At 42.5% G+C, this 14,997-nt stretch carries 8 protein-coding genes; 4 read left to right on the top strand and 4 right to left on the bottom strand.

What is annotated here, in order from left to right; all coding sequences use genetic code 11:
* Positions 1 to 3 precede the first annotated feature (3 nt).
* From BMX44_RS06445 to BMX44_RS06425, 4 genes are all read right to left on the bottom strand, one after another.
* Positions 4 to 369, bottom strand: a complete 366-nt coding sequence (locus tag BMX44_RS06445; protein ID WP_090629875.1) for a response regulator — start codon at positions 367 to 369, stop codon at positions 4 to 6.
* A gap of 72 nt (positions 370 to 441) precedes the next feature.
* Positions 442 to 1,017 (bottom strand): hypothetical protein, encoded by a 576-nt coding sequence (locus BMX44_RS06440; protein ID WP_090629871.1) that lies wholly within the window; start codon positions 1,015 to 1,017, stop codon positions 442 to 444.
* Positions 1,018 to 1,059: 42 nt separating this feature from the next.
* Positions 1,060 to 2,304, bottom strand: coding sequence for an EAL and HDOD domain-containing protein (locus BMX44_RS06435; protein ID WP_090629868.1), 1,245 nt, complete (start codon positions 2,302 to 2,304; stop codon positions 1,060 to 1,062).
* Between the two features lie 721 nt (positions 2,305 to 3,025).
* Positions 3,026 to 5,095: an NAD(+) synthase gene (locus tag BMX44_RS06425; protein WP_090629862.1), complete on the bottom strand. Its 2,070-nt coding sequence runs from the start codon at positions 5,093 to 5,095 to the stop codon at positions 3,026 to 3,028.
* A 720-nt stretch (positions 5,096 to 5,815) separates the two neighbouring features.
* On the opposite strand from BMX44_RS06425, the gene BMX44_RS06420 reads away from it, so the two are divergent.
* From BMX44_RS06420 to BMX44_RS06400, 4 genes are all read left to right on the top strand, one after another.
* Positions 5,816 to 6,184, top strand: coding sequence for a hypothetical protein (locus BMX44_RS06420; RefSeq protein ID WP_090629857.1), 369 nt, complete (start codon positions 5,816 to 5,818; stop codon positions 6,182 to 6,184).
* Between the two features lie 859 nt (positions 6,185 to 7,043).
* On the top strand, positions 7,044 to 9,059 hold the full coding sequence (locus BMX44_RS06415) for a TonB-dependent receptor plug domain-containing protein (protein WP_090629854.1): 2,016 nt from the start codon (positions 7,044 to 7,046) through the stop codon (positions 9,057 to 9,059).
* Between the two features lie 324 nt (positions 9,060 to 9,383).
* Entirely contained in the window at positions 9,384 to 10,043 is a 660-nt protein-coding gene (locus BMX44_RS06405) for a YfiR family protein (RefSeq protein WP_090629844.1), read from the top strand.
* Positions 10,043 to 14,986: an EAL domain-containing protein gene (locus BMX44_RS06400; protein WP_090629840.1), complete on the top strand. Its 4,944-nt coding sequence runs from the start codon at positions 10,043 to 10,045 to the stop codon at positions 14,984 to 14,986. The genes BMX44_RS06405 and BMX44_RS06400 overlap by 1 nt, the downstream gene beginning before the upstream one ends.
* Positions 14,987 to 14,997 lie beyond the last annotated feature (11 nt).

The following is a 14,997-nucleotide window of genomic DNA, read 5'->3' as shown; positions in this document are numbered from 1 at the left end:
ATTTTAATTGGTGACTTTTTTAATAACTTCCAGCAGACTTTCAGGGTTGAAGGGTTTGACAAGCCAGCCTGTAGCGCCCGCTGCACGTCCTTTGGCTTTCATTTCATCATCGGATTCTGTCGTCAACATCAGAATCGGTATGTTCTTATAGCTTGCAAGATCTCTTAATTTCTCCAGCAATTTAAGGCCATCCATGCGGGGCATGTTGATGTCGGTAAGTACTAGGTTAAATGATTGCCGGTGTGCTTTTTCCAGTGCATCCTGACCGTCTACTGCTTCAGTAACCTGATACCCTGCGCCTTTAAGAGTGAATGAAACCATCTGACGGATTGAGGCTGAATCATCCACAGTTAAAATCGTTTTTTCCATTTGCTTGCTCTCCTGCTATCGAACCAATAAATATAACGTGTTAAATAAAAATCAAAACCTTTATGTGAATGGCTAAAATAATTCTATTTCGCCTTTTTGCATTTCATGTTGTACAACGGGTTTGCTTGATTCGTTCGTCTTGGCGCGTTGTACCGCCATTGAAAGTTTGGTATTTGTCGTCTGAAGCGATGTCGAATTCTTCACGCTGCTACTCGCATGATCAATGTGCAGTAACGACGCATTCAGGTTCTCAATTTGTTTTGCCGTATGCGCTAGCAACTGAGAAACCAGATCGCCAAACTGCAAAGAAATTACTGCTGAGTCCAGCTCATGTTCAATTTTGCTGGCGATTTCCATTTGTTTGCTTAACAGTTCCAGCATGGCAGTGTTTTCTTTAGGGATTGACATTTTCTCAATCGCGACAACCATTTTATGGTGCGATTGGGAAAGTTCATTGATGTACTTGAAATTGAACACCAGATTTGAAACCGCATCGTTTACCAGTCGATCGATTTGATGCAAATCCTTTTGGATGATTGAAAAATATTCATTGATCTCCTCCGTGTAAATAGGATCGCGAGCGAGACATTCAGCATCAGTTTTACTGTGCTGACACTGCTCGTCATTCTGGTTTTCGTTTGTCGTCATGTTTTCCTCTTTGGAAGCTTTCAGAATATTCGACTCCCTCTGCTAGTTTGCAGCTTCTCCGATCCTGTTCACCCATCCCAGAGCTGCAAGTTCCAGGTTGGTCAGTTCGCTGAGATTCAAGAAATCCAATTCTTTCAGCAGGGATTGAATCGTTTTGACTTCACCCGTTTCGTTCGCTTCAATTAATTGAAGCTCCAGACCTAATCTGCCTTCGCGGATTAGCAATGCCTGACTCATATCCTCAGGTATGCTCAATTTATCGATAATCTGCTGCATTTCGATGCCAAGTACTGTATCCAGTAAAGACAGAATGCCGACCATAAAGGCTCTTTCCTGATAATTTTTGTCATGTGGTCGTTCAACTGCAGCAATAAGCTCCATTAGCTTGCCTCGGGCCGCTGCCGTTTTAAGCAGTGCATTGTCCATACTTTCTTTGTTTTTGGAATTTTCTGTGGTATACAACAGCAGTTGGATCCATCGCTGCAGCTGTTTGCGTCCCAGCAACATGATCGACTGTTTAATGGAATTGACTTTTTTTGGCATGCCGACAGCTGCCGAATTGACCATACGCAGCAGGTTATAGCTCAAACCGGGTTCTCGTTTGAATTCTTTGTCAATTTCATCCAGATCACTGTCGCTCATCACCAGCGTCAGTAAATTCAACAATGACAGTTTTGCCGGGTCGGCACGTTTTCCGGAAATACTTTCAGGTTTGGCGTAGAAGTAGCCCTGAAACATTTCAAAACCGATATGCATGCACTGGTTTGCCGTATCATGGCTTTCAACTTTCTCTGCAAGGAATAGAACCGGCCAGCGTTTCATTTGCTTGACAAGTTCGGTGAGCTCATTTTGACTCAGTCTTGAAACATCAATTTTTACAATATTGATCAGGGGAAGAATACGTTGAACATTTTCATTGATCGAAGTGATGCCTGTAAGTGCAAACTGATAGCCTGATTTTTTTAATTCGGTACAGTGTGCAATCAGTTCATCATCAATTATTTCCGAACTGTTTATTTCAAGTACGACATGTTTTGAAGGCAAAAGATTGATCAGGTCACTTCTGATCAAATCCCCGTTAATATTGATGAACCCGCGTTGCTGACCGAGTACATTCTGAATTCCCAGGTGGCCATATGCATTCACAATGACATTTGCAGTTGCAGAAAGTCCGTTTTCCGGGTTTGCTGAGTTTTCCAGTTCTTGCGACCTAAAAAACAACTCAAATGCAACCAGATCTTTGTTTCGATCCAGAATAGGTTGTTTGGCCAGATAAATATTTTCCATTCAGTTCTCCGCAATAACAATTAGTTATAACAAGTACAATTATTTGCTATTGATTATCGACTGCGGACGCTGATTCTTAAATTTATTCTTTTGGAATGGCCTTCTTATGCATTGCTGCGAATTGGGGGAATGGATATCTGTTTGAATGACCCAGAAGTGCAGGCCAGCAATTAAATGGGCAGAATTGCTCTTGCTGATATTGACCCATTCATTGGTAGATTGAAACGACTGGATTCATTTGTGCCGAATAATTAATACGTCAAAACAATCAACTGAGTCTGATTGCTATGTGGTTTTGTGTGTCTGGCTTGATGGTTTCGGTCTGCGCAATATGCGTGCTTCCGTGGAACTGTTTATTAACTGCAAGTACAAATTTCGCTTTTTTACGGTAATACGTTGGCACCAAAGAAACAATTAAATGGCAGAAATTCATTCTTTTTATGGATTCAAAAATTCGAAGCGAGGGCATAATGCGATTCAGTGTGAAATATGTAAACATCGTTAGAACACAATGTCTGAAACTGAAGATGTTTAATTGTGCAATCTTGCTTGAAAATACTTCAGCATGAACATGCGATAAGCCGTACATATTTTTTTGCTGGAAAAAAGTTGTCATGACCGGGTCTGCTCGTTACAACATCTACAATTATCGCAGCGATGTACAGCGGGTCCAGACCAGCATGCTGTCAACGTAACATTATCACTTGTTGAATGATTAAACTCATGATCTGATATCCGGTATGGATTTTACATTGTTGATCCATAAGGTAGCTTCGCTATCACTCGGGGCACGATAATCGCCTCGTGGCGAGAGCGAACCTCCCGAACCAACTTTTGGGGAATTGGGAATGCAGCTTCGCTTGAATTGATTTTTTTGAAAAAAACGATATGCGAACACCTGCAACCAATGCTTGATTTCACCTATGGTATACTGATTTCGACTGTTTGCTAACGGTTCTGGCCAGTTGCCCCGGGTTCTGTCATGCCAGCTGCAGTAGGCAAGAAAAGCTATTTTAGTAGGAAGATAACCAAACCGGGTTGTGTAATACAAGTTGAAATCCTGTAATTCATAAGGACCGATGATCGCCTCTGTATGTTGTGCAGGCCGTCCATTTTCTGTTTCTCCGGGAAGAAGCTCAGGACTGATCCTAGTTTCCAGGATTGATAAAAGGATAGTGTTTATTTCTTGACTGAACTGCTTGCTATCGATGATCCATCGAATAAGAAATTTAATCAGTGTCTTCGGTACACTGGCATTAATAGCATAATGAGACATCTGATCGCCGACGCCGTATGTACACCAGCCCAGTGCCAGTTCACTTAGATCGGCAGTACCGAGTACCAACGCATTGTGATAATTCGCAAAACGGAAAAGGTATGATGTTCGTTCGCCTGCTTGTACATTTTCAAATGTTACGTCATATACCGGCTTGCCATGCATATAAGGGTGATTGAGAACCTGAAGCATTTTTTTACAGCCCGGTCGAATATCAATTTCATGTGCTGTACATCCCATGGCCAGCATAATGGCGTTAGCATTGGCAAGTGTGCGATCGCTGGTAGCAAATCCGGGCATTGTATAGGCCAAAATTTGTTTGCGCGGCAATTGTAGCGTATCCATGGCACGGGCCGCGACCATTAAAGCGAGAGCCGAATCCAATCCGCCTGAAACTCCAATAACAATCTTTTGGATACCTGTATGTCTGAGCCGTTTTACTAAACTCTGGGTCTGGATGTTGAAGATCTCGTTGCAGTGGTCATTTCGCGTTTTGGGGTCAGAAGGAATATAAGGAAAACGATCATATAACCTCTGGCAAAGCAATTGCTCTTTAACAGGCAGGTCAGTTTTGAACAATATTTCCCGGAACTGGTGAATATTTTCTCGATAGAAATGCACGCTTTGGCTGAAACTGTTCTGGCGCATCCGTTCCTGTGTTAATCGATCCAGATCAACATCGGCAGATAATAACTGTGAGCCATTGTGGAATCTTCTGGACTCAGCAACAAGCGCGCCATTTTCGTAAATTATTGCATGCCCGTCCCACGCCAGGTCTGTGGTCGATTCTCCTGTCCCGGCCGAAGTATAAAGATACGCAGAAAGACAGCGCGCTGATTGATTGGCCACCAGGCTATGACGATAATCGTATTTGCCAGTCGTAATATTGGAAGCAGACAAGTTAAGGAGTACAGTTGCACCTGCCAGGGCCGCATGTGATGAAGGCGGGATTGGTACCCACAGATCCTCGCAAATTTCCACGAAGAAACAAAAATTTGGTTTGTTATCTGCTCGGAATATAAGTGATGTGCCAAATGGAATGGCGCTTTGACCGCATAGTGATATTGTGTTCCGGTTAGCGGCAACAGCGGAAGCGAATTGTCGCAGTTCATAAAATTCCCGGTAATTGGGCAGAAATGTTTTCGGGACAACACCCATAATGCTGCCTTGACAAACAATTACCGCGCAATTGAAAAGAGAGGAATCAATTTGCAGCGGTAGTCCTATGATTGTCACCAGGTTGAGTGATTTTGAGGCCTCTAGTACTTTATGAAGTGCTTCAATCGCCCCAATGATTAAGGGCTGCTGATGGAATAGATCGTCGCATGAATATGCGGTTAATCCCAGTTCCGGAAAAAGAACAAGCGCTGCATGCCGGTCGACCGCCTGATGCATTAATGCAATTGTAGCTGCCGCGTTGAATTCGACATCTGCTACGCGAACTTCGGGTATACCAACAGCAACGCGCACAAAACCGTGGTTGTATAGGTTGAAAAATTCTCTATTTGTCTGCATTTGAAAAAGCCAGGGGGTGAAAATTAGTGCCAGTTCATCGCATTATGCATTAAATGACATCGATTCAGAACGCCTGATCCCTGTAATTGGCGCTGAAACTATCTTGTAATAACCGGGGTACGAACTGATTGACAGTCAGTCGCAGCACAATATCACAGCTCGTATATCCCATGGATTGCGCCATTTTTGCAATAAATCCGTTTATGAGCTTTATTGGCGGATATGCCAGACCCGAATCAGCGCCTGATCATGGGTAGAAAACCGCCAGACAAATGACCAAACTATATCAACTTTTGTCATGGTATCAGGCTGTCATGTCGATGACTCATGCCAATCAGCTCCAGAGTGCCCGTTTTGTAACCTTGAGAATTGTCCGCCTGGTTTAGTCGACTAGCCGATCCTTGTGCATGATTTTCAATGATTGACACGAAAAAAATCTTCACCGGTTTCCGGCAGGTCTAGTGGAAACTTCAATGCCAGAAAATCACAGACATTATTTACACAAAATTAATATGAAATTATGAAGCATGGGGTTTCTGAAATCTTGATCAACTAGCTTTTATGAAGGTGTTTGTCGGCTAGTTTGGCCAGGCTGGTGCAGCAACAGTGATTACCGTATTGTCGTTGTGGTTGATTACTCTTTGGCGTGCGTGTAACCTGCTGATACTTAGGTGGTCTTGATCAGTCCAGAATGTTATTTCTAATAAAATGGAGAATAAAATGAAAAAAACAATATTAGTTGCATGTGGTGTTTTATTTATTTTTTCAGGATGTGCAACGATGATTAGAGGTACTGAACAAGAAGTTTCTGTGAATACAAACCCACCAGGTGCTGATGTTCAATTTAGTAACGGACAAAGTTGTATATCTCCATGTGTGATCAAAACTAAGCGCAATCAGTCTTTGCAAATATCTGTAACAAAAGATGGATGTCATCAGCAAACAGCTACTATGATGCCAACTTTAGCTGGTGCAGGTGCAATGCTTGGTGGGTTCATCGATTATGGTACGGGGGCTGTATATGATCTTCATCCAAACCCGTTAACGATCAGTTTGATATGCGACAAAAAAATTGCGGCTGAAAATTAATTCAGATTCTCAAGTAATTATTGGTTTTTATCAGTTTATGGAAGTTTTCTTAATCATCAGAAAGATGGTTTTTCTAATGCAATAATCGGTAGGAAACAATTTGTGTTTTTTGATTGCTTTTCGGTAATGCTGTTGAGTGACTCGATAGTGTTGACAAACCTGAGGTATTTGAAGATCGTATAAATTTGCTCCAATGTGCATGCAATGACCTGTTGATCTAAGGTTTTTTTCGTTTCAACTTACGACTAATTGGTAAAGCGCTAGTAAAGCCTCATCCTCAATTACTGTTTAATAGAAGTGTTTTAAGTAGGTAGTAACAGCTTTCTGGATAAACTGTGGCAATGGCGTTTTGAAAGCCTTTCTGACCATCGATGTAGTTAAACACTATTTACTTGACGCCACGGTGCTGAACTTGCGTCAGTGCAATTTACCAGAATGCATATCTGACAGCTACATACCCGGCAGCTCCGTGTAACCATCTGTAAAGATCAAGCGTCAAACAGCAGCTTCTTGATCATCCGCCTATACCCTGGTGTGTAATGCAGCATGCAAAATTATGTGGGATATGCTGGATTCAACATTGAAAAAATATTCTGGAAGTCGATGAAAAAAAGTAGGGGTATTAGCCGCACATTGGCACGAAAAATACGGCGTGTGTCAATTCCCGTTTCCAGGTTCTTATGGTCGATTTGTTACTGTTGTCTGCAGTAAATTCTAGCATTAGATTAGAGTGGCAGCTATTTTGGGGAATGATTGAATAGCAACGAAAAATGATGGATTCCGTGCTCTAATCGAATCTATGGAATTGACACCTTTCGATTAGCATAGCTGCCATCAAAATTTTTTTGTTGCAGCATAAATGTATACCCGATCACTTCCTTTCCATATACGAAGATTTGCAAAAAGACTTCCATTCAGTCTGGCATTGATATTGGCTTTTTGTCCGTTATCGGTTTTTTCCAATACGGATGTCTATTCTCTGGATTTAGAGCAGTTAGTGAATGTTGAAGTGACTTCGGTCAGTAAAAAAACTCAAACCCTCATGAAAACTGCTGCAGCCGTTCATGTAATTTCGCAAGAGGATATTCGCCGTTCCGGTGCCACTTCGTTACCGGAAGTCTTGCGCGGCGTTCCGGGTGTTCAGGTTGCGCAGGTTGATGCCAATAAATGGGCGGTCTCAATCCGTGGTTTTAATGACCGTTTTGCTAACAAACTGTTAGTGATGGTTGACGGTCGTAGTGTCTACTCGCCTTTATTGACGGGCGTATTCTGGAACATGCAGGATATGCTGTTAGAAGATATTGAGCGTATCGAAGTGATTCGCGGTCCTGGCGGGGCCATTTGGGGCGCCAATGCAGTCAATGGTGTAATCAATATCATCACTAAGAGTGCAGACCAGACCCAAGGCACACAGATCACGCTACTGGGCGGTTCACAGGAAAAAAATCTGAGTGCACGCTATGGCGGGAAAATAAACGACCATACAAGCTTTCGATTATTTGCCAAGGGTAAGCACGTGGAAAACTTTAATGACACGCAGTTGCATCAGGCAAATGATCAGTGGCGTAATTTTCTGGCTGGTTTTCGTGTTGATAGTGATTTTAATGCACATAATCAATGGATGTTGCAGGGTGGATATTCTGTTGGTACGGCCGATCAGTTTGCATTGACTGAATATATCAGTCGTAATGGAATTGAAAACCAGATTGATTACCAGTCTGGGAATATTCTGTTTCGTTGGGAAAATTATCAATCAGAAAACAATAAATGGCGCTTTCAGGCCTACTATGATCATTTCAACCGTCATAGTCTCGGTGTTTCGAACGAGGTTAATACGCTGGATCTTGACCTTCAGAACCAGTTCAAGTTGCTGGACAGGCATGATGTGGTCTGGGGACTGGGCTATCGCGCTGTTTTTGATAATCTGGAATCAAATTATATTTTTACATTTGACCCGCAAAAACGTTATACCCGAACCTTCAGCGCTTTTGTTCAGGATGACATCCAACTATCGAATACAGTACGGTTCACGCTGGGTTCAAAAATTGAGCATAACAGTTTTACCGGATTCGAATTTCAGCCAAATACCCGGTTGCTCTGGGAAATAAACGAGCGTAACAGTGTCTGGGCCGCTGCTTCGCGAGCAGTTCGCATACCGTCCCGGTCTGACAGCGATGTTCGTGTCAATCTTGAAACGATACCGAGCAGAAATCCTTTTATGCCGCCTACCTTGATCAGCGCTTTTGGAAATAAAAATCTAAATTCAGAAAAAGTATATGCGTTTGAATTAGGCTACCGTAGCCAGCTGTCACATGCATTTACTGTTGATACAGCTTTATTTTATAACTATTACGATGATTTGGTGGATTTCGACGTGAATATCGTCGGTATTGAGCAACAACCCGCGCCAGCCCATTTATTAGTTGCCAACAATTTTGCGAATCGACTAAAGGCATCAACTTATGGCGCAGAAATAATAACGAAATGGCAGGTTACCAGTTTCTGGCAACTTATTTCCAGTTATACCTGGTTTGAATTAGATGCGCGTTTAAAAGGAACAGGATTGTCAGACAGTATTTTTAGAAAAGAGAATTCGGACCCGAGCCACCAGTTTTCTGTCCGCTCAAATATACAACTGCCTTATAACCTGGAATTAAACAGCATGTTCTACTACACAGACCGGCTCCGTGCGCACAATGTTTCAGACCAGGCCCGTCTTGATTTAAGGCTGGCCTGGTCACCAAAACCCGATCTGGAGTTATCGGTCGTCGCACAGAATATTACAAATAAACAACATCAGGAATTCACCGCGCAGGATGTGCTGAATTCCGGGATTCCTCGTAGTGTATATGGAAGAATTTTGCTGAGATTTTGAAGGCAACAGATTGTTTGGTTTCATTTTTTTGCATTTCAGTATTTGGATCCTTGTCAAGGCATTCTCTAATAATTTTAGTTGATAAAACTCAATGGTTTATTTTAAAAACATAAATGAATTTTATATTGTTGGTGATTTTCGCTGGCGCTGGCAGATGAAATCTCATTCATTTGAAAATTTGGTAATCGATGTTGAGTTTGGTAGTAGCGCGGAAAGTATTCGAATAGCTGAAAATCGACATGGAAAATTGAATAGAGCCTGCTGCTTTAAAAATAGATCACGGTGGGTTGATCAACTCATCTGACGAATCTATTGATTTTGATAATGACCAAAAATCAATTATTCCACCAGGTTGCTGGACTGAAGCGGAAGAACAGCCCGCTTCAGAGAGTTTTCCTGCCAAAGGATTTAATGCCACAGGTGATGCCTGACGAATACCCGTCAAGCTGCCTGAAGAAACTGGAGCAGCTTGCACTAATACTATTGTTTTTGGGTTTCTTTCATCTGAATGTTTCGTCAGCAGCCCAGGCAGAGGCATTACCTGAATATCAGGTAAAGGCTGCGTTTCTCTACAATTTTGCGAATTACACACAATGGCCTGATGATATTGGTAACAAATTTGATATTTGTATCCACGGTGAACATTTCTTTGGCAGCGAGCTGAATCAAATGCAGGAAAAGAAAATCAATCAGCGTGACATTTCTATCAATTATACAAATCAGATAGAAGATCTGGGTGATTGTCAAATGGTGTTTATCAGCCATACATCTGCTTTTATTATCAAGGCAATCCTTGATCACTTGAAGGACAGGCCGGTACTAAAAATAACAGATAACCTAAACAGGCTTCATGAAGGTGTCACCATAAATATTGTAGTAGTACATGGAAAAATCAAGTTTGATGTTGACCTGTCAGCAGCAAAAAGCTCGGGTCTTGATCTCAGTTCCCAATTACTGCGTTTTGCCAGAGAGGTGTATAAATAATGTTCAGTAACTTATCGGCTGCTATCACGCTGCAAAAGAAATTACAGCGAATCAGCCTGACTACTTTAAGTATGGCATTACTGCTCGTGACTTTGCTTATAATTGCCAACAGCTATGTAATCGGTTCATATGCTTTAATTGAATCCAGTAAATCTAAAGCAAAATTGCTAACAGACAATGCTGCTTCAACACTGATGTTTCAGGATCTTGGTTCGGCTCAAACCCTTCTGCAATCGCTGAGCAATTCCAAAGAAGTGAGTGCCGCTGCCATTTACAATGAAGATCAAGAAAAATTTGCCTCTTACTCAGTAAATGACCGTTCATTTCCCGCATCTTTGGGATTTATGCAGGAAGACATCATAGAAGACCTTTACAGCAAGACATTCATACAACCTATCTTATTTAAGGACCAGAAGGTAGGCGGTCTTTACCTGGAAATAAGCCTGATTCCGCTCTACTGGCAATTGCTATGGCAAATTCTATTCACAATCGGTGCGGCAGCAGTCTCTTTGTTTGCTGCCTACCACCTGGTACAGCGCTTGAACAAATCGGTACTGAATCCATTAACAGGCCTTTCAGATGTCATGGAGCAGATTTCCATAAATTCTGATTACCAGGCGCGTGCCAAACAAAGCAATATTATTGAATTGAATGCACTTGCCATCGGCTTCAATAAAATGTTGGATGGTATACAGCAACGGGATACGCAACTTGCGAATAACCTCAATATTCTCGAGGAAGAGGTAGTCAAGCGTACACTTGACCTGGAACACAAAACCAATGAAGCCTGTCATCTCGCTGAAAAGGCCCAGGCCGCCAATAAAGCGAAAAGTGAGTTTCTCGCTACTATGAGTCATGAAATACGCACACCTATGAACGGTGTTTTGGGAATGACAGAGTTATTACTGTCAACGAAACTGAACGTTCGCCAGAAACGATTGGCAGACATAGCTTACCGATCGGCTGAATCTCTGCTGAGTGTCATTAATAACATACTGGATTTTTCTAAAATTGAGTCGGGCAAGTTTCAGTTGGTCACACATGATTTCGATGTGCGCGAATTATTGGAGGACACGGCTGAAATAATGGCGACTCAGGCTCATCACAAGGGTCTGGAACTGGTATTGGATTTGCCATCTGATCTGCATGCCACTGTTCAGGGTGATGCAGAACGGCTGCGGCAAGTTCTCGTAAATTTATTGGGAAATGCCATCAAATTTACACATCATGGAGAGATAACTTTAAAAGTCAGTTGGCTTTATCAAGGCGTGTCTGGAGATCAGATGCGTCTGTTATTTGAGGTCAGGGATACCGGGCCTGGTATTGCATCTGATCAGCAGGCAATGATCTTTGAAAGTTTTACACAAGGAGACGGAACTACTACGCGCCGTCATGGAGGAACGGGACTGGGGTTGAGTATTTCCAGACAAATTGTGGAAATGATGGGCGGCGAACTGAAATTAACCAGTTCTTTGGGCCAGGGTGCCTGCTTTTATTTCAGTTTACAACTGGGATACGGTATTCAACATCTACCGGAAAAAGCGGATGTCTCTGCATTGCAAGGGAAAAACATTCTGGTCGTTGATGATAATGCAGCAAACCGAGAAATTCTGTCTGAACAGCTAAAATATTGGGGCGTGTATTCATATTGCGCTTCAAGTGGTGCTCAAGCGCTAAATCATTTATTGGACGCCAAAAAGAATAATAAATTATATCATGTGGTTATACTCGATTTTCATATGCCTGAGATGGATGGTCTTACGCTGGCCAAAGCAATCCATGACGAACCACAACTCGAATCACTACCACTGGTAATGCTCAGCTCTGACAGTATAACCGTTGATTCCGTTCAAAGCAGGCAATGCGGCATCAGCTATTTTTTAAATAAACCGGTCATTCAGCAAAAACTGTTGAAATGTTTGTTAAGTCTGATAGGTTCGCAGAAAAATCCTGTGCAGAACCGTTCAGAATCAGAATCGAATTCCGTCGGTGTGTCTCAGATTTCTGGAAAACTGTTGTTAGCCGAAGATAATTTGATAAACCAGGAGGTTGGTGTTGGAATATTGCGTTCAATCGGGTGTCAGGTCGAAGTGGTCAATAATGGCCTGGAGGCTGTCAATGCTGTATCGGAAAGTGAATACGATTTGATATTGATGGATTGTCACATGCCTGAAATGGATGGCTTTGAAGCAACAAGGAAAATTCGTGAGCTTGAAAAAACACGAAATACACACAAGTATATTCCCATTATCGCATTAACGGCTGATGTTCAAAAAGGAATCGTAGAACGGTGTCTTGATAATGGCATGGATGGCTACCTGAGCAAACCCTTTAACAAAAAACAATTACGCGAGCAATTGGAAAAATGGCTGGTGGACAAAAGTGCAGATCAAGACAAGGCGCCGGCAAAACATTTTTCTTCGGGTGGCGAATCTGGTAGTGAATTGATAAATCCGGATGCGTTGGACACCTTGCGTGAAATCACTACAGTAGATGGTGAAAACCTGCTCGCCAAAACTATCACAATGTTTTTAGATGCTGCTCCCAAAGATATTGATGCTTTGCAGCAGGCATTGGATCGACAGGACACAGCTGAATTAACCAGGATTGCACATTATTTCAAATCAACTTGCGGAAATCTGGGTATACAGTCATTTGCGCAAAACGCTGCTTCACTCGAGGCGGTCGCCAAACAGGGTCATGTTTCAGGCGCCGATGAATTTCTAAAAGCCATGCAATCGGGTCTTCCCGAAGTTCTATCAGCACTGCGAAATGAAATCGCTTTATTGCCGGATGTGTCCGCGTCATTGCAGGAAGAGCCGACCAATCCACCCGTATTAAAAGATCAATTCAAAATGCAGAGCCGACGTATTTTGCTGGTGGATGATGATATCAGCTATCGTATGATTACCGGCTCAGTATTAAGGGCGTCGGCATTTATTGTTGATGAAGTTGAAAACGGGCTGCGGGCGCTGGAAAAAGTCAAGGAAAGTAAGCCTGATGCGATAATACTTGACGCACTCATGGCGGAACTCAATGGATTTGATACATGCAAGCTGTTGCGTAGTAACCCCGAACTGATCAATGTTCCAATCATTATGTCCACGGGTCTGGGCGATATCGATTCCATCAATCGTGCTTTTGAATGTGGGGCCACTGATTTTATGGTCAAGCCACTTAACTATCCAATATTAATACATCGTTTGTGGTTTGTTCTCAGATCTGACCTGAATGCCAACGAACTCAGAAGCAGCAAATTGCAGCTTTCCACTGCTCAGCGTATTGCCCGCATCGGCTACTGGGTGTGGGATTCAAAAAATAATCATTTCCAGATCTCGGAGCAGTTGGCAGATTTATGCGGAATTGATCTGGAGACATTTGATGCAAGTCTTGAGGGATTTGTGCGCCTGATTGATGCCAGGGACAGGGAAATAGTAAAAAACATGATTCTGGCTGCACCTTATAATAAGACTATACAACACATGGAATACAGGCTGCAGGGATCCAAATCTGAATCCTTCTTTGTCCACCAGGAAATGGTCAAGATAATCGAACATAATCAGGCCAAAATTACCGGTACAGTCCAGGATATCAGTCTATACAATGAAAATGAAAAGCAGATTCATCACATAGCTTATTTTGATAATCTGACCGGCATCCCCAGCAGAAGTTATTATCAGGAGCGTATCCAGGCTATTGTCCGCATAGCAAAGTATCGTAACGAACAGTTCGCCTTGCTGTTTATTGATTTGGACGGATTCAAAGATATCAACGACAGCCTCGGTCATGATCTGGGAGACCAGTTGCTGATCATGATTGCCAAACGAATACAGGAAGTAATCCGCGATGAAGATTTTGCGGCCCGTCTGGGCGGCGATGAGTTTTGTATTATCGTTAACAATGTTAAAGATAACGAATCTGTCTCAGATATGGCCGCTCGTTGCTTGAACAAGATCAATATGCCTCTGTTTCTCAATAATCATCAGATAAAGCCGCGTGCAAGTATCGGTATTGCTGTTTTTCCACATGATGGAGACGATGAGGTGGCGCTATTAAAAGCTGCAGATACAGCAATGTATGCAGCCAAGAAATCTGGCAAGCAGTGTTTTGTTTTTTATTCACATAACATGGCCGCCGAGGCAGTTTCTCGTTTGGAAAAAGAGCAAATGTTACACGAGGCGCTAGAAAAAGAGCAGTTCTCTTTGCATTTTCAGCCGCAAATATGCCTGCTTACCGGGCGTATGGTCAGCGTCGAAGCGCTGGCAAGGTGGCGACACCCCGAAAAAGGAATGATTCCCCCAGGTGAATTTATACCGCTGATTGAAGAACTGGGTTTAATTGTTGAGTTTGGAAACTGGGTGCTCAAAGCCGCTTGCCAGCAAATTGCTAAGTGGCATAAAGCTGGTTTGTCTTCGTTGCAAGTAGCTGTCAATATTTCGCCTACACATTTCCAGGATTCCCGATTAATCGAGATAGTGAAGGACTTGCTTGAGAAATATGATATTTCAGCACAATATCTTGAGCTGGAAGTTACCGAGAGCGCATTACAGTCAAAAGAACATACCGATATTCTGAAACAGCTCAGGCAAATCGGAATAAAAATTTCTATTGACGATTTTGGTACGGGCTATTCCTGTCTGGCATCATTAAAGGAATTGCCGTTGGACTGTATTAAAATTGACAAGGTTTTTCTGGATGATGTGACAACAAACCCGCATACAGCAGTACTCCTGGGCACGATCATTGGGCTGGCCAATGCGCTTGACTATACCCTGATTGCAGAAGGTGTTGAAACCAGGGAGCAATTATTGGTCATGCATGGTCTGGGCTGCCATATCATACAGGGTTATATTTTCAGCCCATCTGTTCCGGGCGATAAAATTCCGGAATTGATGAGCATGGATTTTACTCATTTGATAACAGACTCAAGAAAAATGGCATAGAGACAGTTTGA

Source organism: Nitrosomonas marina (assembly GCF_900110145.1).
GTDB classification, from domain to species: domain Bacteria; phylum Pseudomonadota; class Gammaproteobacteria; order Burkholderiales; family Nitrosomonadaceae; genus Nitrosomonas; species Nitrosomonas marina.
The sequence above is the reverse complement of the archived record's forward strand: the minus strand, read 5'-3'. Positions and strand labels throughout refer to the sequence as shown.

Coding starts and splice junctions, on each gene's coding strand:
- BMX44_RS06445 (WP_090629875.1), bottom strand. CDS start 369: ATGGAAAAAACGATTTTAACTGTGGATGATTCAGCCTCAATCCGTCAG.
- BMX44_RS06440 (WP_090629871.1), bottom strand. CDS start 1,017: ATGACGACAAACGAAAACCAGAATGACGAGCAGTGTCAGCACAGTAAA.
- BMX44_RS06435 (WP_090629868.1), bottom strand. CDS start 2,304: ATGGAAAATATTTATCTGGCCAAACAACCTATTCTGGATCGAAACAAA.
- BMX44_RS06425 (WP_090629862.1), bottom strand. CDS start 5,095: ATGCAGACAAATAGAGAATTTTTCAACCTATACAACCACGGTTTTGTG.
- BMX44_RS06420 (WP_090629857.1), top strand. CDS start 5,816: ATGAAAAAAACAATATTAGTTGCATGTGGTGTTTTATTTATTTTTTCA.
- BMX44_RS06415 (WP_090629854.1), top strand. CDS start 7,044: ATGTATACCCGATCACTTCCTTTCCATATACGAAGATTTGCAAAAAGA.
- BMX44_RS06405 (WP_090629844.1), top strand. CDS start 9,384: ATGACCAAAAATCAATTATTCCACCAGGTTGCTGGACTGAAGCGGAAG.
- BMX44_RS06400 (WP_090629840.1), top strand. CDS start 10,043: ATGTTCAGTAACTTATCGGCTGCTATCACGCTGCAAAAGAAATTACAG.